Source organism: Pengzhenrongella sicca, from assembly GCF_017569225.1.
Classification (GTDB): domain Bacteria; phylum Actinomycetota; class Actinomycetes; order Actinomycetales; family Cellulomonadaceae; genus Pengzhenrongella; species Pengzhenrongella sicca.
In genome coordinates, this window is sequence record NZ_CP071868.1 from 4,218,524 (window position 1) to 4,243,140 (window position 24,617).

16 protein-coding genes are annotated in these 24,617 nt (G+C 68.8%); 1 reads left to right on the top strand and 15 read right to left on the bottom strand.

The genetic code is table 11. The features are described from left to right. Positions 1-505: 505 nt before the first annotated feature. On the bottom strand, positions 506-3,016 hold the full coding sequence (locus J4E96_RS19350) for a sensor domain-containing protein (RefSeq protein ID WP_227423654.1): 2,511 nt from the start codon (positions 3,014-3,016) through the stop codon (positions 506-508). A 262-nt stretch (positions 3,017-3,278) separates the two neighbouring features. Between J4E96_RS19350 and J4E96_RS19355 the strand changes: the two genes are divergently transcribed. Then, the gene (locus J4E96_RS19355) at positions 3,279-5,213 is read left to right on the top strand and encodes a potassium transporter Kup (protein WP_227423655.1); all 1,935 of its coding nucleotides are present in this window, start codon (positions 3,279-3,281) and stop codon (positions 5,211-5,213) included. Positions 5,214-5,252: 39 nt separating this feature from the next. Here the strand turns inward: J4E96_RS19355 and J4E96_RS19360 are convergent, their stop codons facing one another. The 14 genes from J4E96_RS19360 to J4E96_RS19425 form a co-directional block, all read right to left on the bottom strand. Next, on the bottom strand, positions 5,253-5,939 hold the full coding sequence (locus tag J4E96_RS19360) for a response regulator (RefSeq protein ID WP_227423656.1): 687 nt from the start codon (positions 5,937-5,939) through the stop codon (positions 5,253-5,255). After that, the gene (locus J4E96_RS19365) at positions 5,936-8,527 is read right to left on the bottom strand and encodes a DUF4118 domain-containing protein (RefSeq protein ID WP_406620109.1); all 2,592 of its coding nucleotides are present in this window, start codon (positions 8,525-8,527) and stop codon (positions 5,936-5,938) included. Before J4E96_RS19365 ends, J4E96_RS19360 begins: the two co-directional genes overlap by 4 nt. Then, complete coding sequence (gene kdpC / locus J4E96_RS19370; protein WP_227423657.1) at positions 8,524-9,201, bottom strand: K(+)-transporting ATPase subunit C; 678 nt, start codon at positions 9,199-9,201, stop codon at positions 8,524-8,526. The genes J4E96_RS19365 and kdpC overlap by 4 nt, the downstream gene beginning before the upstream one ends. 1 nt (position 9,202) lies before the next feature. Next, complete coding sequence (gene kdpB, locus J4E96_RS19375; RefSeq protein ID WP_227423658.1) at positions 9,203-11,374, bottom strand: potassium-transporting ATPase subunit KdpB; 2,172 nt, start codon at positions 11,372-11,374, stop codon at positions 9,203-9,205. Continuing rightward, entirely contained in the window at positions 11,371-13,035 is a 1,665-nt protein-coding gene (gene kdpA, locus J4E96_RS19380; protein ID WP_227423659.1) for a potassium-transporting ATPase subunit KdpA, read from the bottom strand. The genes kdpB and kdpA overlap by 4 nt, the downstream gene beginning before the upstream one ends. Next, positions 13,032-13,124, bottom strand: coding sequence for a K(+)-transporting ATPase subunit F (gene kdpF / locus J4E96_RS20475; protein ID WP_227423660.1), 93 nt, complete (start codon positions 13,122-13,124; stop codon positions 13,032-13,034). Before kdpF ends, kdpA begins: the two co-directional genes overlap by 4 nt. Positions 13,125-13,489: 365 nt before the next feature. After that, a complete protein-coding gene (locus J4E96_RS19390) occupies positions 13,490-14,248 on the bottom strand; it encodes a DUF4118 domain-containing protein (protein ID WP_227423661.1) in 759 nt (252 codons plus the stop codon). 274 nt (positions 14,249-14,522) lie between these two features. Further along, complete coding sequence (locus J4E96_RS19395) at positions 14,523-16,565, bottom strand: alpha-glucuronidase (protein WP_227423662.1); 2,043 nt, start codon at positions 16,563-16,565, stop codon at positions 14,523-14,525. Further along, complete coding sequence (locus J4E96_RS19400) at positions 16,562-18,640, bottom strand: beta-galactosidase (protein ID WP_227423663.1); 2,079 nt, start codon at positions 18,638-18,640, stop codon at positions 16,562-16,564. The genes J4E96_RS19395 and J4E96_RS19400 overlap by 4 nt, the downstream gene beginning before the upstream one ends. Continuing rightward, positions 18,637-19,347, bottom strand: a complete 711-nt coding sequence (locus J4E96_RS19405; RefSeq protein WP_227423664.1) for a DUF624 domain-containing protein — start codon at positions 19,345-19,347, stop codon at positions 18,637-18,639. The genes J4E96_RS19400 and J4E96_RS19405 overlap by 4 nt, the downstream gene beginning before the upstream one ends. Continuing rightward, a complete protein-coding gene (locus tag J4E96_RS19410; protein WP_227423665.1) occupies positions 19,344-20,891 on the bottom strand; it encodes a GH39 family glycosyl hydrolase in 1,548 nt (515 codons plus the stop codon). Before J4E96_RS19410 ends, J4E96_RS19405 begins: the two co-directional genes overlap by 4 nt. 105 nt (positions 20,892-20,996) lie before the next feature. Then, the gene (locus tag J4E96_RS19415) at positions 20,997-22,613 is read right to left on the bottom strand and encodes an ABC transporter substrate-binding protein (RefSeq protein ID WP_227423666.1); all 1,617 of its coding nucleotides are present in this window, start codon (positions 22,611-22,613) and stop codon (positions 20,997-20,999) included. 68 nt (positions 22,614-22,681) lie between these two features. Beyond that, positions 22,682-23,551 carry a carbohydrate ABC transporter permease gene (locus J4E96_RS19420; protein WP_406620476.1) on the bottom strand — a complete coding sequence of 290 codons (870 nt, stop codon included), beginning with the start codon at positions 23,549-23,551 and terminating at the stop codon, positions 22,682-22,684. A 56-nt stretch (positions 23,552-23,607) separates the two neighbouring features. Then, on the bottom strand, positions 23,608-24,564 hold the full coding sequence (locus J4E96_RS19425) for an ABC transporter permease (RefSeq protein ID WP_406620477.1): 957 nt from the start codon (positions 24,562-24,564) through the stop codon (positions 23,608-23,610). Positions 24,565-24,617: the final 53 nt, after the last annotated feature.

Sequence of the window (24,617 nt, forward strand, 5' to 3'; positions counted from 1 at the left end):
GGCTCCCGCGTCGCGCCCCTGGCTCGGGTCTCCCCCGCGACCGTCACCGCCGGGCAGGTCTCGGTTTCCATCACGCTCGCCTCCTCGGCACAGGATGTCCTGTCCGTTCCGGCCTCTGCTTTAAGCACATCCGATGACACGAATTGCTGGGTCGAGGTGATCGGCAAAGACAACAAGCCAGATCAGGTCACCGTTGTACCCCGACGAGCACGGCGACGACGAGCGCAGCGAACGTCGACGCAGGCCAGGGCGCTTCTGCCGCCACGCTGCCGAGCTGATCTACCAGCTCAGGTCCGTCACTGGGCACCGCTGCCAGCCTTCTCACTCCGAATCGAACCCGCTCGAACGGCGGGGTTAACGCCGCCGTCGAGCCCACCTGCGAGTAGAGCGTGGTTCGTGGTTCGTGGTCGAACGGACGGGAGCCTCACCGGCGCTGGGCCTCGGGCTGTGGCTGACTACCTCATGTCGGCCACCTTCGCCGTCTGCCATGTCCGGTCCCTCTCGCTCAAACCCCACCGGCCGTGGCAATCGCGAACCCGTCGTTCGGCAGTCGGCCGGTCGGCGCATTCACGGCGCTGACAACTGTGCGCTCTCGCGAAGGTGCGGCGGGCGCCGGTCGGCCGAGGAGGAAGCCTTGGCCGGTCTGGCAGCCCAGGGCGTGCAGAGCTTGAGCCTGGGTCTCGGTCTCGATTCCTTCGCCGACGACGCTCAGTTGGAGGGCTCGGGCGAGGCCGACGACGGCGTTGACGATCGCGTAGCTTTCGCGGTTGTTCTCGTCGTGGTCGAGCTCCGACACGAACGATCGGTCGATCTTGAGGATGTCGATCGGGAAGCGAGTCAGGTAGGTCAGCGACGAGTAGCCGGTCCCAAAGTCGTCCAGGGCGAGGCCGACGCCGAGCTCGTGTAACGCGTGGATGGTGTCGTGCGAGCCGTCGGTTTCGTCGAGCAGGGCGGACTCGACGAGCTCGAAGCCGATCCGTCCGGGTGCTAGCCCGGCGTCAGCAAGCTGGTCGGCGATCCGAGCCGTGAGGTCCTTGTCCCCGAGCTGGTACGGGGAAAGGTTGACCCACATGGTGGGTGGCTGCGGTCCCGTCCAGGCGGCGGCCTGCCTGATTGCTTCGGCGGTGACCCAGTCGCCCAGGGGGCGGATCAGCTGGGTCTCTTCAGCCAGCGGCAGGAACCGATCCGGGGCGAGCAGCCCGAGGGTCGGGTGTTCCCAGCGCACGAGCGCCTCCACGCCGACCACCACTCGGTCCGCGAGGCGTACCTCCGGCTGATAGTGCAGGCGTAGCTGTCCGGCGCCGATGCCCTCGCGCAGGTCCTGTTCGAGCTGGAGGCGCGCCGCGGCACGCGCGCCCAGGGCGCGGTCGAACACCTCGAAGCGGGCCCGTCCGAGGTCCTTCGCCGAGTACATCGCCGCGTCCGCGTCGCGCAGGAGCTCGCTGGCGCTATGACCGCCGCCGCCGCCGGCGATCGCTACGCCGACGGAGGCGGAGATCACGAGGTCGGTGGAGCCGACGGTGATCGGTGAAGCGAGCACGGATGCGATCCGGTCGGCGACGGCACCTGCCTGCTCGGGCGTCGTGTTGGTGCACAGGATGACGAACTCGTCGCCGCCGAATCGCGCCGCGGTGTCGCCCGCCCGCAGAACGGACTCGAGTCGGCGTGCCACCGCCACAAGGACCGCGTCTCCCGCCGCGTGGCCGAGGGAGTCGTTGACCACCTTGAAGCGGTCGAGGTCGAGGAACAGCACGGCGATCGGCCTCGCGGCCCGCTCGCCCAGGCGCAGCGCCCTCTCGATCCGGTCGCTGAGCAGTGCGCGGTTCGGCAAGCCGGTCAGCGGGTCATGAAGCGCCTGGTGGCTGAGCTGAGCCTCAAACGCCAAGCGGTCGGTGATGTTCTCGATGTGGTCGATGAGGTGCATCGGCCGGCCGTCGTCGCCAGGCACGACGGATGACGAGTGCAGGACCCCGACCACGGTGCCGTCAGCGTGCAGGAATCGGGTCTCGTAGCGGTGCCGGGTGATCGCACCATGGAGCAGGGCGGTGCGCTGCCGGTTGCTCGGCTCGATGTCGTCGGGGTGCATCACCTCCGTCATCTTCATCGTGAGCAGCTCGTCGGCGTCCCTCCCGAGGAGCTCGCAGTAGGCGGCGTTGACCTGCACATGTTGACCGGAGGGGTCGGTCACGGCCATGCCGATGGGTGCGTCGGAGAACGCGCTGCGGAACCGGTTGTCGGCGCGCTGCAAGGCTAGCTCGCCCGCCTTTTGGGCGGTGATGTCGGCGCAGGTGAGCACCACGGCGCCGAGGACGTCGACGTCTGAGTCGATGCTCGTGACGTCGAGCCAGCGCCAGCCCTCGTCACCGGCGCGCAGCCGCAGCTCGGCCCTGGCGTCTCGGCCGAGCCGGAGACCCTCGACCGGGGCGAGAAGGCGGTCAAGCACGGCGGTGTCGTCCGGGTGCACCCGCTCGCGCACCCCCGCACCAAGCAGCTGCGCGGCCCCCAGACCGAGCACCCGCTCGACAGACGCGCTGACCGAGAGCACGGCGCCGGCACGGTCCAGCGCGAGCACCAGGTCCGAGGAGTTCTCCAGAAGTGCCTGCAAGGCCAACTCCCGGTGCTTACGGACCGTGATGTCACGCTGGATGGACACCCAGTGCGTGTACCAACCGCGCTCGTCCGCGACCGGCGTGATGGAGATCTGCGACCAGAACTCGGTGCCGTTCTTGTGCACATTGAGCAGCTCGACCTCGACCGGACGCCAGGAGCGCAGCGCTTCGCGCAGGCGGTCGAGCTCTCGACGGTCGGTCCTCGGACTCTGCAGCACCCGGGGAGTAAGGCCGATGACCTCCTCGGCCGTATACCCAGTCATCCGGGTGAAGGCCGGGTTCACATAGAGCACCCGGGGTCCACCGGTACCGGCCTCGAACGGCTCAGCCTCCGTCACGAGCACCACGTCGTTGGCGTTCACAACCACCGATGCGAAGAGGTCCGCCGGGTCGAGGGGAAGGGTCATGCCCTGACCATCGGTCACCACGACCGAGAAGTGAGCGAGAGCGGCTCGTCGAACGGGTGACATGGTGCGTCTTGGTCCCGAGGAGGCGGACGGTTTGGAGCGTGGTCGATCTCGAGGTTGCAGCGCTGGGCCGATCCGCGGTCGGCCAACGCCTCGGGACTCGCTCGTGCGCCGGCCTGCGCACGAGCGTTCGGGTGGCGCCCCACCGTGGCATCACGCTCACCCCCCGGCACGCTCCGCGCGACGCGTGGCACTATGCCATGTGCGCGCCAATGAGACCTGGGCCAATCCGGACGAAATGAGCCAGACTCCGATGGGCCGGCGCGGCTCCGGATTCACTCTGGCACTCGGTGCGGTGGGGGTCGTGTTTGGGGACATCGGGACGAGCCCGTTGTACGCGCTCAAGACGGTGTTCAGCATCGATCACAACAGCGTTGCGCCGACTCGGGTGGACGTTCTCGGGGTGATCTCCATGGTGATCTGGTCGATCACGATCGTGGTGTCGATCAAGTACGTCGTCCTGATCATGCGGGCGGACAACGACGGCGAGGGCGGCATCCTGGCGCTGGTAGCGCTGTTGCGCGCGAAGCTCGCCGATCGGCGGCGGCTTGCCGTCGTCATGCTGCTCGGCATGTTTGGCGCGGCGCTGTTCTACGGCGACAGTGTCATCACCCCGGCGATCTCCGTCATGTCCGCGATCGAGGGCCTCGCTGTGGTGAACCCCGACCTCGACCAGGTCGTCCTACCGGCCTCGGTCGCGGTCCTGGCAGTCTTGTTCGTCGTGCAGCGGTGGGGCACCGAGGCGATCGGCCGCGCGTTCGGGCCGGTCATGGCGCTGTGGTTCGTCGTGCTCGCGGTCTTGGGCGTCCCGCACATCGTGCGGACCCCAGAGATCTTGGCCGCGCTGTCACCGACGTATGCGGTGGCATTCGTCGTCGAACATCCCTTCACGGCGTTCATCGCAATGGGAGCGGTGGTGCTGACGATCACCGGGGCCGAGGCGCTCTACGCCGACATGGGCCACTTCGGGGCCGCGCCGATCCGGCGGGCCTGGTACGTGCTGGTGTTCCCGGCGCTCGCGCTGAACTACTTCGGCCAGGGCGCGATGATCCTGCGCGATCCCGCCGCGATCGACAACCCGTTCTTCAACCTCGCCCCGGCCTGGGCGATCCTGCCACTGGTGATCCTGGCAACGTTGGCGACGGTGATCGCCTCGCAGGCCGTGATCTCGGGGGCGTTCTCGGTCACCCGCCAAGCCGTCCGACTCGGCCTGTTCCCGCGGCTCTCGGTCAAGCAGACCTCGAGGGAGGAAGGCGGCCAGATCTACCTCCCGGTCGTGAACTGGGTCTTGTTCGTCGGCGTCGTCGTCCTGATCGCCGTCTTCAAGAACTCGAGCGGTCTCGCCACCGCCTACGGTCTCGCGGTGACGGGGACGCTGATTCTGACGAGCCTGCTGTACCTGGTGCTCGCACGCCTGGTGTGGCATTGGGCAGTATGGAGGCTCGCGGCGTACGCAGTCGTCATCGGGACCCTCGAGATCACGTTCTTCGCGGCGAACCTCACGAAGGTCGCCAGCGGCGGCTGGCTACCCCTGCTCATCGCCGCCGTCGTCGTCACCCTGATGGTGACCTGGCGCACCGGCGCCGAGATCCTCTCCCACCGCCGACGTGAGCTCGAGGGGCCTCTCGACGACTTCGTCGAGATGATCCGGGTGGAGAACGTGCCGCGAGTCCCGGGCCTGGCAGTATTCCCCCACCCCAACCGCACCACGACTCCGCTGGCCCTGCGCTCGCACGTGAACTTCAACCACGTGCTCCACGAGCACGTGGTGATCCTGCAGATCATCAACGAGAACGTGCCGCACATCCATCACGTCGACCGCGTCAGCGTCGACGACCTGGGCCACGGCGACGACGGCATCGTCCACGTCACCGTGCGCGTGGGGTTCAACGACAGCCAGGACATCCCCAAGGGCCTCACGCTGGCGATTGACACGTCCCCGGAGCTCGAGCTCGATGTCGACGACGCCCACTACTTCCTGTCGGTGCTGACTCTCCATGCGACAGGCACCCCTCGCATGAGGTCCTGGCGCGCGCGGCTCTTCGTCTGGATGGCGCACAATGCCGCCAACCGGACCGAGGTGTTTCACCTGCCACCAGAGCGAACGGTCGTGATGGGCGCGAATCTCGGTGTCTAGGCCCGAGTGAAGTTCATGCCGTAGATCGCCCGCGCCCGGTCATGTGGTTTCGAAGATGTAGCCCATCCCGGGCTGGGTGATGATGTGGCGCGGATGGGCGGGGTCGCGTTCGAGTTTGCGTCGCAGCTGGGCGGTGTAGACGCGCAGGTACTCCGTCTCGGTCGTGTACGCGGGGCCCCAGACCTCCTGCAGAAGCTGATGACGGCTGATGAGCCGACCCCGGTTGCGCACGAGCACCTCGATCAATGCCCATTCGGTTGGGCTCAGGCGCACTTCGTCGCCGAGGCGCAGCACCCGGCGCCGAGCGAGGTCGATCCTGAGCCCCCCAGCCTCGACGACCGCCTCGGTCGCATCGCCTGGGACCGCCCGGCGCACGGCTGCGCGCAGCCGTGCGAGCAGCTCGTTCATCGCGAACGGCTTCGTCACGTAGTCGTCGGCCCCGGCGTCGAGGGCATTCACCTTGTCCTCCCCGTCCTGCCGGGCGGAAAGGACGACGATGGGCATGCGGCTCCAGCCGCGGATTCCAGCGATCACGTCAAGTCCGGAGATGTCGGGCAGGCCGAGGTCGAGGAGCACTACCTCAGGGTTGAACGTGGCAGCGAGACCGAGGGCCTGCGCCCCGTCCTGGGCGGTAGCGACGTCCCATCCGTGGGCGCGCAGGTTGATGGACAGGGCGTGCACGAGTCCAGGCTCGTCGTCGACGACCAGGACCCGGGTGCCGGTCATGATGGGGCCAGGTCAGCGGTCGGGATGGACAGGACCATGGTCAGCCCGCCGCCGGGGGTGTCTTCGGCGGTGAGCTCGGCGCCGACCGCTGACGCGAGGCCGTTGGCGACGGCGAGGCCGAGGCCGAGGCCGTCGGGCGAGGAGTCGCCGAGTCGTTGGAACGGCTCGAACATGTGCTCCTTCAGCTCGTCGGACAGTCCGGGGCCAGTGTCGATGACCCGGAGCTCGACCTGGCGCGACGTCGCCGACGCCGACACTCGTACCGGCATTCCGCCCGGTGCGTGTCGGACGGCGTTCGAGACGATGTTGGCCAGGACGCGCTCGAGCAGGCCGGGGTCGGTGCTCACGAGCGGCAGCGTCTCGGGCACGTCCATGTCGAACTGGCCAGGCTCAAAGCCCTCGGTCGCGAGTGGCACGATCTCGTCGAGGCTAGTGGCGCGCAGGACGGGCCGGACGCTGCCGGTCTGCAGCCGCGAGAGGTCGAGGAGGTTGTCGATGAGGCGCTCGAGCCGGGCGGTCGCGGTGCTGACCGTGCCGACCAGGATCTCGGTGTCCTCGTCGTCGAGGCGCACGTCGGGGGAGACAAGGCCGTCGACCGCTGCGCGGATCGTCGCGAGCGGCGTGCGCAAGTCGTGCGAGACGGCGGCGAGCAGTGCACTGCGTACGGCGTCGGCCTGCTGAAGCGTCTCGGCGTGCTCGGCCTGCTCGCGCAGCCGCCGGTGCTCCAGCACCACGCCGGCCTGTGCAGCGAACGCCTCGAGCACCCGCCGGTCGCTCGCCGGCAGCACGTGTCCGCACAGGGCGAGCACGCGGTGCTGGTCTATCTCCACGACCGTCTGCGCCGCTTCGGGGTCGAGCGCGGGGTCGGTTCCATCGGTGGCGAGCGCACGCCAGTGCAGTCGGTCGGAGTTCCGCTCGAGGAGCGAGACAGCCGTGAGGTTGAAGGTCTCGCGCAGGCGCGAGACGACCGCCTGGGTCGTGTCCTCACCGGACAGGACCGAGCGGGAGACCGCAGCCATGGCCGACGCCTCGGCCCGGGCGCGGAACGCCTGGGCGGTCCGCCGGGCGGCGAGGTCGACGACCGACGCGACGGCGACGGCCACCAGGACGAAAACCACCAGAGCGAGGAGGTTCTCGGGTTCGGCGATCGTCAGTCGCCCTGTCGGCGGCGTGAAGAAGTAGTTCAGCAAGCCAAAGCCGATCATCGCGCTGACGATCGAGGGCCACAGGCCAGCGACGAGGGCGACCGCGACCGTCAGCGCGAGGAACAGCAGGACATCGGTCGAGAGACCGGTGTCGTTTCGCGGCAGGTACAGGATCCCAGTGAGCGCCGCAGGGCCGACGACGGCAAGCACCCAGCCCAGGACGTTTCTTCGGCCCGACTGCGCCGTCGACCGCGCCGGGAGGCCCTTGCCGGCGCGGGCGCTCTCGTGGTTGACCAGGTGCACGTCGATGCTCTCGGCCAGCCTCGCGACCTGGACCCCGTTGCTCTCCGACAGCGCCTCGCGCCAGCGGCTGCGTCGGGACACGCCCACGACGATCATCGTGGCGTTCACCCCTCGCGCGAAGTCGACGACCGCCGACGCCACGTCCTCACCGATCACGGTGTGGAACACGCCACCGAGCGACTCGACCAGCAGGCGCTGCCTGCGGATCGCGTCTGGTCGCGCGCTCGGCAGACCATCAGTCGCGAGCACGTGCACCGCCAGCAGCTCGGACCCGGCCGCGCGCTGGCAGATGCGCGCCCCGCGGCGGATGAGCGTCTCACTCTCCGGTCCGCCGGTGACCGCCACCACGACGCGCTCGCGCGCGGGCCACGGCACCTCGATCCGATGGTCGCGGCGGTAGGTCGTCAGCGCGTCATCGACCCGGTCGGCCAGCCACAGCAGCGCGAGCTCGCGCAGCGCGGTGAGGTTGCCGAGCCGGAAGTAGGACGACAGCGACGCGTCGATCTGCTCGGCGCGGTACACGTTCCCGTGCGCGAGCCGCCGGCGCAGCGCCGTGGGCGGCAGGTCGATGAGCTGGATCTGGTCGGCGTCCCGAACCACATGGTCCGGGACCGTTTCGCGCTGGCGGACGCCCGTGATCGCCTCGACGTCGTCGTTCAACGACTCGAGGTGCTGCACGTTGACCGTCGTGACGACGTCGATCCCGGCGTCGAGCAGCTCGTGCACGTCCTGCCACCGCTTCGCGTTCCGCGAGCCCGGGATGTTCGTGTGCGCGAGCTCGTCAACCATCACCACCCGCGGCGCACGCCGCAGGACGGCGTCGACGTCGAGCTCGGTGAACTCACGATCGGAGTAGGTGATGACCCGTCGGGGAACGGTCTCAAGTCCCTCGAGCTGAGCGACGATCCCGACCCGTCCATGCGTCTCCACGTAGCCGACGACGACGTCCGTCCCGCGCGAGAGCCGGCGGTGCGCCTCATCCAGCATCGCGTACGTCTTGCCTACGCCCGGGGCAGCCCCGAAGTAGACGGTCAGCCGCCCCGGTCGGGCACGCTCACCTGAGCTCTCGTGGACCAGCGGACGCGCAGGGGCGTCGCTCGCCGGTCCACCAGCCGCGTCAGGCGCCGAGGTGAGGTTCACTGTGCCATTGCCTCCAGCGCGAGGTTGAGGCGGAGCACGTTGACCCGTGGCTCGCCGAGGACCCCGAGCGTGCGGGACTGGGTGGTCGCTTCGACGAGGGCGGTGACGTCGGCGGCGGAAAGGCCGCGCTCTGCGGCGATCCGCGCAACTTGCAGCCGCGCGTAGGCCGGGGAGACGTCCGGGTCGAGGCCCGACGCCGAGGCGGTCAACGCGTCGGCGGGCACCAGCGACGGGTCGATGCCCTCCTCCGCGGCGACGGCCGCCCGGCGTTCAACAACCGTGGCGAGCAGGTCGGGATTGTTGGGGCCGAGGTTCGACCCCGCCGAGGCGAGGGTGTCGTATCCATCCCCGGCATTCGACGGGCGCGAGTGGAACCACTCGGCCCCGTCGAAGGTCTGCCCGATCAGGGCCGAGCCGATCACGTCGGCATCGGTGGGTGCGGTGGCGTGCTCATTGGTCGACGTCAGGAGCGATCCGTTCGCCTGCCACGGGAACACCAGCTGCCCGACGGCGGTCACCGCGAGCGGGTAGGCGATCCCGAGCACCAGGGTGAAGCCGAGCAGGACCCGGAGCCCGGCCCAGGTCTGACGGGTGAACAGGACCACGATCGCCCCGAGGGAGGGCGCGGCGTGGGCGTGTTCGGTGGTGGACGAAGTGGCTGTTGCAGCGGTCATGTCAGCTGATCCCGGGGAGGAGGGAGACGAGCAGGTCGATTGCCTTGATACCGGCGAACGGCGCGATGAGGCCGCCGACGCCGTAGATGAGCAGGTTGCGGCGGAGCATCACCGACGCGTTGGCGGGCTTGTAGTGAACGCCACGCAGCGAGAGCGGGATGAGCGCGATGATGATCAGTGCATTGAAGATGACGGCGGACAAGATCGCCGACTCGGGGCTCGCGAGCTGCATGATGTTGAGGACCGCGAGTTGAGGGAAGACGAGCACGAACATCGCCGGCAGGATCGCGAAGTACTTCGCGATGTCGTTGGCGATGGAGAATGTCGTGAGCGCCCCGCGAGTGATCAGCAGTTGCTTGCCGATCTGGACGATCTCGATGAGCTTGGTCGGGTTGGAGTCGAGGTCGACCATGTTGCCGGCCTCCTTCGCCGCTGTGGTCCCGGTGTTCATGGCGACCCCGACGTCGGCCTGGGCGAGGGCGGGCGCGTCGTTCGTCCCGTCCCCAGCCATCGCGACGAGCCGGCCGCCGGCCTGCTCGCGCCGGATCAGCGCGAGCTTGTCCTCCGGCGTCGCCTCCGCGAGCACGTCGTCGACCCCGGCCTCCGCAGCGATCGCCCGTGCGGTGATCGCGTTGTCGCCCGTGACCATCACGGTGCGGATCCCCATCGCGCGCAGCTCGGCGAACCGTTCCGTCAACCCCGCTTTGACCACGTCCTTGAGGTGGATCACCCCGAGCACGCGGGCGGGGGCGGAGCCGTACTGCTCGGCGACGACCAGCGGGGTGCCGCCGGAGGTGCTGATCGCGTCGACGATCAGAGCCGTGTTGGGCCCGGTCTTCCCACCGGTGGAGTGCACCCAGGCCGCGACGGCCGCAGCGGCGCCCTTGCGGATCTGCCGCACTCCCGTCTCGGCGGCTCCGGTCGGGGCCGGCAGGTCGAGCCCGCTCATCCGGGTCCGGGCGGTGAAGGGGACGAGGGTCGCGCCGACGAGTTCTCCCGTCTCCCGGGCGCGCAGCCCGTACTGCTCCTTGACGAGGACGAGGATGCTCCGGCCCTCGGGAGTCTCGTCGGCCATCGAGGACAGCTGTGCGGCGTCGGCGAGCGCGGCGGGGTCGACGCCGTCGATCGCGAGCAGCTCGGCGGCCTGCCTGTTGCCGAGGGTGATGGTGCCGGTCTTGTCGAGCAGCAGCACGTCGACGTCGCCGGCGGCCTCCACCGCGCGGCCGGACATCGCGAGCACGTTGCGCTGCACGAGACGGTCCATCCCGGCGATGCCGATGGCCGAGAGCAGCGCGCCGATCGTCGTCGGGATCAGGCACACGAGCAGCGCGACGAGCACGATCAGCGACTGCCGTGCACCCGAGTAGATGGCGAACGGCTGCAGCGTCGCGACGGCGAGCAGGAAGATGATCGTCAAGGAGGCGAGCAGCACGTTCAAGGCGATCTCGTTCGGCGTCTTCTGCCGTTCGCTGCCCTCGACGAGGGCGATCATCCGGTCGACGAAGGTGTGCCCTGCGGGGGCCGTGATGCGTACGACGATCCGGTCCGAGAGAACCGTGGTCCCGCCGGTGACCGCGGACCGGTCGCCGCCGGACTCGCGGATGACCGGGGCGGACTCGCCCGTGATCGCCGACTCGTCGACGCTCGCGATGCCCTCGATCACGTCCCCGTCCCCGGGGATGGTCTCGCCCGCCACGACGACGACGACGTCGCCGACCAGGAGTGAGGAGGAGGACACCTCCGCCGTCGGCAGGTCCGCGAGACCGGTCGTGTTCTCCAGCTCGGACGTCGGGGCGAGCACTCTCCGCGCGGTGGTCTGCTGCTGCGAGGCGCGCAGGCTTGCGGCCTGGGCCTTGCCCCTGCTCTCCGCGACGGACTCCGCGAGGGTCGCGAACAGAACGGTCGCCCACAGCCACACCGTGATGGAGACGGCGAACACGCTCGGGTCCAGGACCGAGAGCACGGTGCAGCCGACCGCGCCGACCTCCACGACGAACATGACGGGTGAGCCGAACAGCTGCCGCGGGTCGAGCTTGCGCACCGCGGCCGGCAACGCCGCGGCGAGCTGGCGGGGACCCAGTGCCTGGCGCCCAACGCCGCGTGCCTGGGTCGGCGCGAGTGGGGCGCCGGGGTCGACCGCGGGGCCCGTCGCGTCCAGCTGGGTCGTGTTCATGAGAGGGCCTCCGCGATCGGACCAAGGGATAGGACAGGGATGTAGGTCAGGCCGACGACGACGAGGACCACGGCGACGAGCAGGCCGACGAACAGCGGCTGGTGGGTCGGCAGGGTCCCGCCGCTGGGCGGAGTGGACTTCTGGGTGGCGAGCTTCCCCGCGAGGGCGAGCACGAGGGCGATCGGCACGAACCGGCCCGCGAGCATCGCGAGGCCGAGCAGCGTGTTGTAGAAGGGCGTGGCGACGGTGAGCCCGGCGAACGCGCTGCCGTTGTTGTTGCCCGCCGACGTGAACGCGTACAGCACCTCAGACAACCCGTGGTTGCCGGCATTGAGGATGCCCGCCCGGCCGTCGGGTACGGCGATCGCGATCGCCGTACCTATCAGAACGATGGCCGGAGTCGTCAGCACGTACAGGGCGACGAGGGTGATCTCGTGGCGGCCGATCTTCTTCCCGAGGTACTCCGGGGTGCGCCCGACCATGAGCCCGCCGACGAACACCGCCACGATCGCGAGGATGAGCATCCCGTACAGGCCGGATCCGGTGCCGCCCGGAGTGATCTCGCCGAGTTGCATGTTGAAGATCGCGAGGCCACCGCCGGCGGCGGTCAGCGAGTCGTGCATCGAGTTCACCGCACCGGTCGACGTCGAGGTGGTGGACGCGGCGAACAATGCGCTGGCAGCCTCGCCGAAGCGGGTCTCCTTCCCCTCCATCGCCGCGCCGACAGCCTGCGGCACCAGCCCCGGACCGGACAGCTCGGCCCACGTCAGCAGCGCCATCGCGCCCGCCCACAGCGACCCCATGGCGGCGAAGATCGCCCAGCCCTGGCGCCGGTCGCCGACCATGACGCCGAACGTCCGGGGCAGCGAGAACGGGATCACCAGCATGAGGAAGATCGCGAACACGTTGCTCAGCGGCGTCGGGTTCTCGAACGGGTGGGCGGAGTTCGCGTTGAAGAAGCCGCCACCGTTGGTGCCGAGCTGCTTGATGGCTTCCTGCGAGGCGACCGGGCCGCCGAGCACCGACTGGGTCCCGCCGGCGAGGGTGGTGATCTCGGTGTGGGCAGACAGGTTCTGGATCACGCCCAACGCGATGAGCACGATCGCGGACACGAAGGCCATCGGCAGCAGGATCCGCACGACGGCCCGGGTGAGGTCGGTCCAGAAGTTGCCGACACGGCCGTCGGCCCGGGACCGGGCGAAGCCCCGAATCAGGGCGACGACGACGGCGATGCCGACGGCTGCGGAGACAAAGTTCTGGACCGCGAGCCCGCCCATCTGGAGCAGGTGCCCTGCTGCCGCCTCACCGGAGTACCACTGCCAGTTGGTGTTCGTCGTGAAGGACACCGCGGTGTTCCACGCCCCTGCCGGGTCCATCGCCGAAAAGCCGAGCGACAGCGGCAGGTGGTTCTGCAGGCGCGCGAGGCCGAACAGCAGGAGCACCGACGACAGGGAGAAGCCGAGCACTGACAGCAGATAGGTGCTCCACCGCTGGTCTGCGTCCGGGTCGACCCGCAGCGCGCGGTAACCGACCCGCTCGATCCGAAGGTGGTTCGGCGAGGTGAACACCCGGGCCATGTAGTTGCCGAGGGGCACATGGACTGCTGCCAGCGCCGCGACCAGCATCAGGATCTGGCCGATGGCGATCCAGGAGGCGCTCATCGGGTGCGGTCCGCTCGGATCAGGGCGAAGAACAGATACACCAAGAGTGCGCCCGTGACCACGAGACCCACCCAGTCCTCGCCGGTCACGACCGGTCCAGCTTCCGGGCAACGAGTGCGACCGCAGCAAAGAACGCCACGGTCAGCGCGATGAAGGCCAGGTCGGCCATGTCAGTTCGCCTTCGACGTCGGGGCGGCTCGCCGCGCTCGGCGGCGGGCCGGTGCACAACTGCGCACAACGCAGTCTTACCGGCCGCAGGAACGCCGCCCGCCGACATTTACGAAGCCTTAACGGTGCGGCCGACGCTCTTTACGCATCTCTGACACCTCGACGCGCCCGCTCGGTCGGCGGTGGAGCGTGGCCGTGATCCCGTCGAACCGATGCCGAGCTAGCACCGAACGCCCACGCCCGTTCCACTGAGTCGGAGCCGGGTAAAGCGGCTGTCGAGCGCTGCTCAGCCGCTCACGCCTGTGAGTGCAGCGCCGACCTGGTCGGCCAGCAGCACGACCACGCGCCGCTGCTCCAGGGACGGTCGGACGATCCTGGTCGACGACGTGAGCAGGAACCGGCCCTGCGTGACCCCACCTCGCTGGACCTCGAGCGCGATCCGGTCGTCGGTCGGTAGGCCGTCGCGGTCGACGTCGACGGATCGACCCCTCTGAAGCACCGAACCATCGTGCTCCAGGCTCGCGCTCGGCCGATCCACGGCACCCAGTGGTTCGAAGCGGCACGCGTCGATCGCGAGGATCTCGACGATCTGATGAGCGACATGATCGGTCAGCACCCTCGGCGACTTCTGCTGGACCGCGACGATGTCCGCCGTGCCGAACACGCCGTCAAGGTAGCCGGCCCGCCGGCTTGACCGAGCCTGTTGGCGGCGGCCCCAGAGCGCGATCTCGGTCACCGCCGCACCCACGAGCAGGAGCAGCACCGCGGTCTCGAGGTCGTCGCGGTCGGTGATCTTGAAGCTCCCGTACGGCTCCGTGAGGAAGAAGTCGAACCACGCACCGCAGGACAGGGCGGCGACGAACCCGGCCAGTCGGTCGCCAGCGGCCGCCGCGGCGACCACCACGAGCACCAGCACGAGCGCGGCCGTCGCCGCAGTCACGTCTTCCCGGAACGCTCCGAGCCCGGCGCACACCGCGATGGGCACAATCGCGGCGATGCCGACGAGCACTGCACCACGAGGCTGGACGATCGCTACAGCTGCCATCCCCACATCAAACCACCAGCCTCGGCGCGTGCGTGACGTGGCGGGCTGTCGATCCCACCGGTGCCAATCGGCCCGGTCTTCGACCTGGGTTGTTCGCGTTGCTCCACGTCGCTGACCTGGGCCGATGCAGCCGACTCTGAGGGCGCTCAACGTGCAGACGTTCGCGACCTCAGGTTTGGATGGCCGAATTCCACGTTTGGTGCGGAGAGCGCCAGATCGCGTGCGTGCGAGTCGACGAGGCGAACAGCCGAACGCCGGGCCGGAGAGCACGGCGTCAGAAGATCCTGCGGCCCTGCGCGTCCGGCACCCCCGACTTCCGGAAGAAGTACGTGTTGATCTGGTCGCGCCACTCGCGCGCGCTGCGGTCCTGCTCGACGAGCAGCTCGGCGACCCGGGCGAACAGGTCCCCCGGCACTCCGCCTTCGAGCTCCGCCCACTCGCGCAGCATCTCGTCCGTGCGCTCCACGCCCGCGAAGTGCGTGTCGTAGATGTGCTGGATCACCGTCGACCCCGAGTTCAGTACGTGGCCGTACGGCACGTGGTGGAAGAACAGCACGAGCTCGTCCGGGCAGGTCTCGAGCGACTCGTAGACGTCCCGCCACGGCTGCGGGTACTGGCCCGCGAAGCCCGTTCCCGTTGCACGGGTGCGGTCAACGCCGACGCCGTCGCGATCGGCGAAGTGGTACGTGCCCCAGGGGGTGTATTCGTAGCTGTCGACGCCCGGTCCGTAGTGGTGGCGGGTCGAGCTCACCATGAAGCCGACGCCGAGCGGAGCCGTGTAGCTCTCGTACGTGCGCCATGACCCGTCCATGAGACTGTGCAGCGCGCGGCGCACCCCCGCGGACGCCTGCGGAAGAGTGAGGCCGATCCATTCGTCCAGGAGCGCCGTGGGCGACGACGATGGGGCCCACGCCAGCCGCCCGAACGCATACAGGTTGGCCTGCGCGAGCGGGTGCCCAGTCCAGAACGCGTCGTCGCCGACGTTCGAGACGGCCACGACACCGCCGTCGGCGGCCTCCGAGACCGTTGACCCGGTCTGCCCCCATGGGCGGAATCCGAGCACCTCGCTCCACAACGGCGCCAGGTAGCACACATGCCGCTGCTGGCCGGTGTACTCCTGAGTCACCTGGAACTCCACCGCGAGCCTGGTAGCGCTCATCGCAGCGATGACGGGCGACACGGGCTCACGCGGCTGGAAGTCGATCGGGCCGTACTTCACCTGGAGCACGACGTTCTCGTCGAACTGCCCGTTCAGGGGCGCGAAGTGGTCGAACGCGGCGCGAGCCCGGTCCGTCGACCGGTCGCGCCAGTCCTGGCGGTGGTTGTAGACGAACGCTCGCCAGTGCACGATGCCGCCGAACGGTGCGAGCGCGCGGGCCAGCAGGTTGGCGCCGTCGGCGTGGTTGCGTCCGTAAGCGAACGGACCGGGCTGCCCCTCGGAATCGGCCTTGACCACATAGCCGCCGAAGTCACTGATGGCCGCGTAGACCGCGGCGGTCGCCGTGGCCCACCACTGCGCAACCTCCGGCATGAGCGGGTCCGCCGTGGGCAGTCCGCCAAGGCTGATCGGGGCCGCGAAGGTCACGGACAGATGCAAGCGGATGCCCCACGGGCGGAACACGTCGGCGAGGCGGCGCACATCGTCCAGGTCCGCGGTGAGCAGGCGTGCCGCGTCGGGGCCGACGTTCACGTTGTTGATCGAGACCCGGTTCACCCCCGCTGCTGCGAGAAGCCGGGCGTACCGGGCGACTCGGGAGAGGTCGCCGCGAACCTTCCCGTCACAGAAGAACAGGGAAGCGCCGGCGTAGCCGCGCTCCACCTGGCCCATCACGGGATGCACGCTCACGTTGTCCCAGTGGTCGAGCATCCGCAGGGCGTGCGCCGGCTCGTGGCGCTCGGCTGGCGCGTTCGACCCTCGGAGTGCCGTGGGGGTACGCACGAGGTGGAACCAGCCGTACAGGAGGCCGGATCCGCCACCCGCGACCACCGCGGTCACGCCATCCACGCGCGCCACGGCGAAGCCCTCAGGGCCGAGCGGGTCCCGGCCGGTCGCGAGCGCAGCGGCGACGGCCGGGTGGTGCGCCTCGGTCCCGCCGGCCAGGTCTGCCGCCAGCGCCAGGACGACGTCAGCTCCGAGGGCGAGGTCATCGAGCAGCTGGCCGCCCCACCGCGTCGTGGCCGCGAGCGCGTCGGCGCGCACGGTGTCGGCTCGCAGCTCGCTACCCAGCACGAGCACGCGCAACGCACCGATCGGGGCCAAGGCCTCGGCAGGGAGCCAGGCGGCGTGCTCGGTGGTGACGGTGTCTAGGGCAGTCATCGGGATCCTCCATCGATGTGGTCTTCTCGCAGCACGACGACGTCCGTCGGCTCGAGCCGCAGCAGGTCTCCCCGCTCGATCCGCCGCCCCGTGAGCAGGTCGGTACCCGACGCATGCGCGGGGACCTCGACCGCGTCGAGCGAGTGGTTGAGCAGGAAGGCGGTGCGCTCCCCGGCGCGCGTGCGGACTGTCATCTCGAGGTCGGTCAGGTCGGCGTAAGGCCCGACGAGCCCATGCCGGCCGACGGCGTTGCGCACGACCCAGGCCACGCCGTCGTCGTCGAGCACGGTTGCGACATACCAGGCCTCGCCGCGGCCGACGCCGCCGGGCCGGTGCCGCGTGACGGCGGGGGTGCCCGCGTAGAAGTCGGCCCCGTAGGTGCCGATCACGTCCGCGCCCTCGGGGACGACGATCTCCATGATCTGGGATCCGCCGGCGACGACGGAGTCCGCATCGTCGGGTGCGTCCGGGGCGCGCAGCGTCACGGGGTTGGTGACACCCGGCTCCTGGGAGTCCGTCTCCTCGACGCGCAGCCCGAAGAGCCCGGCGAGGGGGCCCGGGGCGTCGGCGAGGAACGCGTTGTCGGACTCGTTGACGCGGCCCGTGAGGAAAGTCGAGACCACGGTGCCGCCACGGGTCGCGACGGCGGTGAGCCGGGCGGCAAGATCGCCCTTGACCATGTGCAGCAACGGCGCGAACACCGCGTCGTACCCGGTCAGTTCTGCCGTCACCGGGACGACGTCGACGTCGATCCCCGCCTGCCACAGCGCGCGGTAGTAGGAGAGGACGACCTGCGGGTACCGCACATGTCGGTTCAGGCCGTCGGTCATCTCCACCGCCCACCAGCTGTCCCAGTCGAACAGCACCGCGACCCGCGCCGGCGTGCGCGCCCCGAGCACGGCGTCGCCGAGCCGCCGGAGCTGCGCGCCGAGCGCCGCGACCTCGCGGAAGGCGCGGGTGTTTGTGCGGCCCGCGTGGTCGAGCACTGCGCCGTGGTACTTCTCGCAGGCACCCCGGGACTGGCGCAGCTGGAAAAAGAGCACGGCGTCGGCTCCATGCGCGACCGACTGCCAGGACCACAAGCCCATCACGCCGGGCCGCTTGACCGGATTCACATCGCGGCTCGCGGTGATCGTCGGTGTCTGCTCCATCACCCAGAACGGCGCGCCGCCCTTGAGTCCGCGCATCAGGTCGTGCGCGAAGGCCATGCGGACGTGCTCGCGCGGACCCGGCGGGTAGTTGTCCCAGGACGCGAAGTCGAGGTGCTCCGCCCAGCGGTGGTAGTCGACCGGGCGGTACATGCCCATGAAGTTGGTCGTCGCGGGGCGGCTCGGGTCCACCCGACGGATCGCGGCGAGCTCGTCGGTGTAGTTGCGCAGCATCGCGTCCGACATGAAGCGGTTGTAGTCGAGCGTGATGCCCTGGAAGGCGGTGTGGTCCGGTCCCCGCCAGTGCTCGCTCAGGGCGTTCGGGGGGACGATGTGGTCCCAGTCGCTGAAGAGGTGCGACCAGAAGATCGTGTTCCACGCGTCGTTCAGGGCCGTCAGCGTGCCGTAGCGGGCCTGCAGCCATACCCGGAATGCCACCGCGCAGTTCTCGCAGTAGCAGGATCCGCCGTACTCGTTCCCGATGTGCCAGGCGATGATCGCAGGGTTGGCTGCGTACCGCTCCGCGATCCGGCCGGCGAGGGACGCCGACAGCCGCTGGAAGACCGGCGAGCTGGGGCACGCGTTTTGACGCTGGCCGTAAACGTGCCGGCGGCCCTCGAAATCGGTGCGGGTCACCTCGGGGTGCTGGTGCGCGAGCCACGGCGGCAGCGCTCCCGTCGCGGTTGCGAGGACGATCTGGCGTCCCTGCGCGCTCACGGCCTCGATGATCTCGTCGAGGCGAGAGAAGTCGTACGCGTCCTCGCCCGTCTGCACGTACGACCACGCGAAGACGCCGAGGGTGACGGTGTCGATCGACGCGGCCCCGAAGGCGGCGGCGTCCTCGTCCCACACCGGCCGGGGCCACTGCTCCGGGTTGTAGTCCCCTCCGTAAGGAGTGGACGTCGTGGGCGGCAGTGTCGCTGTCATGCGGTGAAGTTCTCCTCGAGATCCGCGATCAGGGGACGGGCGTTGTAGAGCAGGGCAAAGGCGAACAGGGAGCCGAGGCCCGCGAGCACCCAGTCGGATGTGAACAGGACGGTCCCGATCGCGACGACGAGCACGGCGAACGCGCCGACAGTGACGCGCGGCAGCCGGCCCAGGTAAAAGATGCTCAGCCGCGCCGCGTCTCGGGTGCGCAGCGCGAAGAACGACGTCGCCACGAGCATGTTGGTCGTCCAGAGCGCGAGCACGACGAGCAGCGTCACCTCGACGGCGAGGATGGCGCCGCGAACCGCCGCGGGGACCGCGACGGCGTCGAGACCGGTGAGGTTGACGGCGACGACCCCCGCGGCCACGAGCGCGGGGATCCACCAGCGGAGGACGTCCTTCGCATTCGCGCGGTAGCCCCGCCAGAACGCACGGGTCGGCTCGAGGTTGCGTTCAGCGCGGTAGGCGCGCCAGGCGTACAGCGCCGCCGACAGCGCTGGGCCGAAGGGGATCAATGCGAGCGCCGCCAGCGGGAGGTTCGAGGGATCCGCGACCAACGCCACGAGCAGGGCGATGCCGGGCGCCGCCGCGAGCAGCAGGTGCAGCTCGATGAGGAGCACCTGGTAGACGACGGACGCCCAACGAGCGAGCGCGCCGTCGCCGAACTGCTGCGGCCCGTCCATCGAGGTCCTGCTCGGCATCGTCATACGCCGCTCTCCGCCCACTGCCCCTGGCCCAGCAGCCGCGAGTCGTCGAGGCTGGGGTGCTCGCCAGCAGCCGCGGGCAGCAGTTCGATGAGGGTGACCTCGTGGCGATTCAGGCGGACGTCGAGGCGAACGCGCCCGCCGTCGCCGACGGTCATGCGCTGGTGGTGCAGCGCAGGGACCGCCGCGGCGCGCAGCAGGTCGAGCTGGTGCAGCGAGGGCTGGTGCGGGCGCCCGAGGTCGCGCCAGGCCGTCCAGGCGTTGCCGTCGTCCTCGTCGACGCTACGGCGGACGATGGCGACTGCGTCGCCCGTTGCCTGTCCGGTCGGCAGGTCGAGGCTCAGCTCGTGGTGAGCCGGGGCGGAGCCGTACGGCCCGTCGTCGGAGCCGCCGAGGGGCTGCCACGCGAGCACGACGATCCGGCCGTCGTCGTGGCGGGTCACGAGGTGATCGGCACCGCGGGCGAGGATGTGTCGCCCTGCCCGGGCCATGAACGCGTACAGGTGGAACGTCGGCTTCGGGATGCCCCGGTGGGTCAGCAGGCCGAACCCGCCGTGGAAGAAGGAGGTCGGCACACCGACCTCCTCGAAGACGTCCGCGAAGGTCCAGTACGAGAACGAGTCGACGAGATCGCCACCGCCTGCGAGCACCGGGGCGAGGTACGCGGCGTTGTACGCCGTGTCGTGGATCGGGTTGGTCGGGTTGTACGAGGTGTTGAACTCGGTGATGTGTACCGGCAGGTGCTCAAGACCGGTGCCGGCGAGGTGCGCGCGCGGCGCCGCGAACTGATCGAGCAGGCCTTGCGGGGCCGTGAGCGTCTGGTAGACCCCGAACGGGATGTGCTGCGTCGGACCGGAGGAGTAGGCGTGCCGGGAGACGAAGTCGATCGGCACGTCGCGGGACGCGACGAACTCGGCGAATGGCGCCCACCAGTGGTCCGCACCCGGGGAGATCGCCGGTCCGCCGACCTGGAGCCCGGCATCGACGTCCTTGACCGTACGGGCCGTGACCTCGTACAGGTGCAGGTACTCGGCCTGGTCGGCGTTCTCCCAGAAGTCGGTGAGGTTCGGCTCGTTCCACACCTCGATGGGCCACGTCCGGACCTCGTCGGCGCCGTACCGGTCGATCAGGTGGCGCAGGGTCGCGGCCACGAGTGCAGCCCACTCGGGGTACGACGACGGCGGCGTGACGTTTCCGAGCCACCAGAACACGGTCTGGGTCCCCGAGGCCAGCCCCGCGGGCATGAAGCCCAGCTCGAGGAACGGTTTGATCCCCAGGCTGAGCCACGAGTCGATCACCTGGTCGACGTACGTGAAGTTGTGGTGCACCTGCCGCGTGCCGTCGACCTGGACGGGGCGGTGGACACCCATCTTGTCGTCGAATAGCCCGTGCCCACGCAGGTACCGGAAGCCGATCTGCTCCTGGACGATCGCCAAGGAGTCGCGGTAGTCGCTGCGGAGTGCGAGCTCGACGCGGCCGGTGCCGACGCACTGACGCCAGGCGTCGGTGAGCTCGCCGATCGGTACAGACGGGACCACGGTAGACATCGGTGCTCCTTTGAGCGAGGGGTACGTGGTGGGTCGAGGGGAACGTGTCGGTGCCGCGCGGGTGCGGCGGGCAAGGTGGCTCGCCCACCGCACCCGCGGACGGTCTCAGCCGGACGTCTCCTCGAACCGTTCGTGGGCAGAGTTGACCAGATCGATGTAGTCGGTCGAGCCCTTCCCCTCGAGCTCGCTGACGTAGTCGTCCCACTCGTCCAGGTCACGCTGACCGAGGATGAACTGCAGCGCCATCTGCTTGGCGTAGTCCGTGAGCGGGGTCTCCCACAGCGTCACCTGTTCGCGCTCCAGCTCGTCGAACGGGTACGACGGCGGGATGGGCGACAGCTCCTTCGTGAGCATCTCGTCCTGGAACGCGATCTCTTCGTCCGAGAACGTGGACTGCAGGAGCGCGGTGGTACCGCCGTAGGCGAACACGCCACCGGCGAACCCGAAGTCCTTCTGCAGATGCTTCGTCGCGGTGGGGTTGAGCCCGACGTAGTCGATGTCGGCGGCGAGGGTGAACGCCCCGTCGGCGTCCTTGGTGTAGGTCGTCCCCTCGACGCCCCACTTGGCCATCTCCTGGCCTTCGTCCGAGTACCACAGCCAGTCGATGAACTGCATCATGGCCACGAAGTTCTCGTTCTCGACGACGTTCGCGTTCAGCATGATCCCGTTCTCGAGACGCGAGGTTCCGACGATCGCGTCGCCGGGCAGCGGGATCTTCGCGACGGTCGCGCCGGGGACCGCGGAGGTCAGCGCGGCGCGGTAGTCGTTCACGACGATCTGAGCGTTGGTGCTGATCGCGAAGGACTTGCCCGTCGTGAACTTCTGGATGGCGGTGTCCTCGTCCTGGGTGAAGCTCTCGGGGTCCATCAGGCCCTCATCGACGAGCGATTTGAAGTACTCGATGGTCTCCTTGTACGCGGCCGACGAGCCGGTGAACTCGAACTCCTCCGAGTCCGGGTTCCAGTTCGCGTTCTTGTAGGCCCATTTTCCGGCGCTCGTCCCGAAGTCCTGGGCGACGAGGCCAAGGATGTTGTCGCCAAAGAAGCGGTCGGAGAACGGGTAGGAGTCGGGGTACGCAGCCTTGATCTCGACGAGCACGTCGTGGAAGTCGGCCCACGTCTCGGGATTCTCGAGCCCGAGCTCGGCCATGACGTCCGTGCGTATCGCCACCGTGTAGTCCTGCCACGCGGCTTCGTGCAGGCCGGGAAGAACGTAGAACTTTCCGTCCGCCTGGCGCAGGGTGTCGAGGTTCGCCTCGAGGCCCCACTCCTTGACCTTCGCCTGGAAGTTGGGCATGAGATCCACGTAGTCGCTCACCGCGAGGACCGCGCCGGACGCGACGAACGGTGTCTCCTGGCCCGGGTAGGTCTTGGGGATGATCGACGGCGCGTCACCGGCCCCGATCAGCAGGCTGCGCTTCTGGTCGTAGTCCGCCGCCGGCACGATCGTCGCGTCGAGCGTGACGTTCGTACGCCCGGTGATCTCGTCCCACACCATCCAGTCCGCGTTGTACGCGTAACTCGGGCTGTCGCTGTAGAGCATGGAGAGGTCCAGCGGCTCTGTCGCCGTGAACGTGTCCCCGACCTTGAAGTCCGTCATGGCGCCGACAGTGTTCGCTGTGGCGTCGCCCTCCTCTTCGGCAGCTCCGCCGCAGGCCGTCAGGCCCAGGGCCAGCAGTGCCGCGATCGCGACCGCCGGTGTCGTTCTCCGTCGAACAGACATTGCGTTTCCTTTCGAGTGAACGCCACCGACAGCGAGCTGCCGAGCGTCGTCAGCGCCGCCATGGCGCGTCACTGCTTGACCGAGCCGAGCATGACGCCCGACACGAAGTACTTCTGGATGAAGGGATAGATGCAGAGGATCGGCAGCACCGTGAGCACCATCGTCACGGACTTGATGTTTGCGGCCGTCTGCGCGAGGTCACTGGTGCCGGCTCCTGTCGACATCGCGCTCGACGCCCCGGAGATGAGGTTGCGGAGATAGATGGTGACCGGGAACAGCTCCGCCTTGTCCATGTACAGGAAGGCCGCGAACCACGAGTTCCAGAAGCTCACCGCGTAGAACAGGACCATCGTGGCGAGCACCGCCTTGGACAGCGGCAGCACGATCCGCAGCAGCACGCCGTAGGTGCTGAGCCCGTCGATCTGCGCGGCCTCCTCGAGCTCGACCGGCATGTTCTCGAAGAACGACTTCATCACGAGGAGGTTGAACACGGAGATCGCGTTGGGCAGGACGATCGCCCAGAGCGTGTTCTTCAGTCCGAGCCCACTGATGAGCACGTAGTTGGGGATGAGGCCACCGTTGAAGAACATCGTGAAGACGGCGATGCCTATCAGCAGGCCGCGCCCCCGCAGTCCCCGCTTGGAGATCACGTAGGCGTAGCAGGTCGTCAGCACGATCGCGATGACCGTCGCGACCACCGTGTACACCACGGTGTTCCTGTAGGAGGTCCAGAACACCGAGTCGCTCATCACGAGCTGATAGGTGGTGAGGTTGAACCCGCGCGGGACGAGGTTGACCTGCCCGGTGCGGATGTAGGTCTCTGAGCTGAACGACTGCGCGACGATGTTGACGAACGGGTACAGCGTCGCGGCGACGATCAGCAGCAGCACGATCGTGTTGAACACCTGGAAGACGCGCGAGCTGCGGGAGTCACGCAGGCCGGTCCGGGTGCGGGGCGCGGTGATCTTGTCGGCGAACGTGGCCGGATCGAGGGCTACCACAGACTTGCTCCCACCACTCGACGCGAGATCGCGTTGGCCGAAAGAATTAGGGTGAGCCCAATGAGCGACTCGAAGAGGCCGATCGCGGTGGCGTAGCTGAAGTTGTTCGACACCAGGCCGACGCGGTACAGGTACGTCGAGATGACGTCGGCCGTCGGGTAGGTCAAGGGGTTGTAGATGAGCAGGATCTTCTCGAACCCGACGGCCATGAACGTGCCGATGTTGAGGATCAGCAGCGTGACCATCGTCGGCCGGATCCCCGGCAGGGTGACGTGCCACGTCTGCTGCCACCGGTTGGCCCCGTCGATCCTGGACGCCTCGTACAGGGTGCTGTCGACCGTCGTGAGCGCGGCGAGGTAGAGGATCGTGCCCCAGCCGAGCGTCTGCCACACCTCGGACGACAGGTAGATCGTGCGGAACCACTCGGCCTGCTGCAGGAACGGGATCGGTTCCCCACCGAACAGCTTCACCAACTGGTTGACCGTGCCGTCGATCGAGAGGATCTGCATCAGCATCCCGGCAACGATCACTATCGACAGGAAGTGCGGCAGGTAGGACATGGTTTGCACGAAGCGCTTGAAGTACCGGCTGCGCACCTCGTTGAGCAGGAGCGCGAAGATGATGGGCATGGGGAAGCAGAACAGGATCGTCAACGCCCCGATCGCGAGGGTGTTGCCGAACACCCCCCAGAAGGTCGGGTCGCCGAGGAACATCCGCACGTAGTGCAGCCCGACCCACTGCTCTCCGAAGATGCTTCCTCCGGGCTGGAACCGGCGGAACGCGATCACGTTGCCGAGCATCGGCAGGTAGCGGAACACCAGGAAGAAGACGAGCGGTACGACGACGAGCGAGTAGAGCTGCCAGTCACGGTGCAGCGCAATGTGCCACGGCAGCTTGCCGTTCGCTCCGGGCCGACGGCGCCGTGGTGGAGAAGCCGGGACGATCGGCACGGCGGCACGGTCCGGTGGGCCGCTCGACGTGCCCGGCCGCACCACGACCTCGG

What these genes read in the sequence shown, in the direction of transcription:
- J4E96_RS19405 (WP_227423664.1), bottom strand. Translation starts at nt 19,347, where the DNA reads ATGACGATGCCGAGCAGGACCTCGATGGACGGGCCGCAGCAGTTCGGC.
- kdpB (WP_227423658.1), bottom strand. Translation starts at nt 11,374, where the DNA reads ATGAACACGACCCAGCTGGACGCGACGGGCCCCGCGGTCGACCCCGGC.
- J4E96_RS19400 (WP_227423663.1), bottom strand. Translation starts at nt 18,640, where the DNA reads ATGACAGCGACACTGCCGCCCACGACGTCCACTCCTTACGGAGGGGAC.
- J4E96_RS19390 (WP_227423661.1), bottom strand. Translation starts at nt 14,248, where the DNA reads ATGGCAGCTGTAGCGATCGTCCAGCCTCGTGGTGCAGTGCTCGTCGGC.
- J4E96_RS19395 (WP_227423662.1), bottom strand. Translation starts at nt 16,565, where the DNA reads ATGACTGCCCTAGACACCGTCACCACCGAGCACGCCGCCTGGCTCCCT.
- J4E96_RS19360 (WP_227423656.1), bottom strand. Translation starts at nt 5,939, where the DNA reads ATGACCGGCACCCGGGTCCTGGTCGTCGACGACGAGCCTGGACTCGTG.
- kdpC (WP_227423657.1), bottom strand. Translation starts at nt 9,201, where the DNA reads ATGACCGCTGCAACAGCCACTTCGTCCACCACCGAACACGCCCACGCC.
- J4E96_RS19350 (WP_227423654.1), bottom strand. Translation starts at nt 3,016, where the DNA reads ATGACCCTTCCCCTCGACCCGGCGGACCTCTTCGCATCGGTGGTTGTG.
- J4E96_RS19410 (WP_227423665.1), bottom strand. Translation starts at nt 20,891, where the DNA reads ATGTCTACCGTGGTCCCGTCTGTACCGATCGGCGAGCTCACCGACGCC.
- kdpA (WP_227423659.1), bottom strand. Translation starts at nt 13,035, where the DNA reads ATGAGCGCCTCCTGGATCGCCATCGGCCAGATCCTGATGCTGGTCGCG.
- J4E96_RS19415 (WP_227423666.1), bottom strand. Translation starts at nt 22,613, where the DNA reads ATGTCTGTTCGACGGAGAACGACACCGGCGGTCGCGATCGCGGCACTG.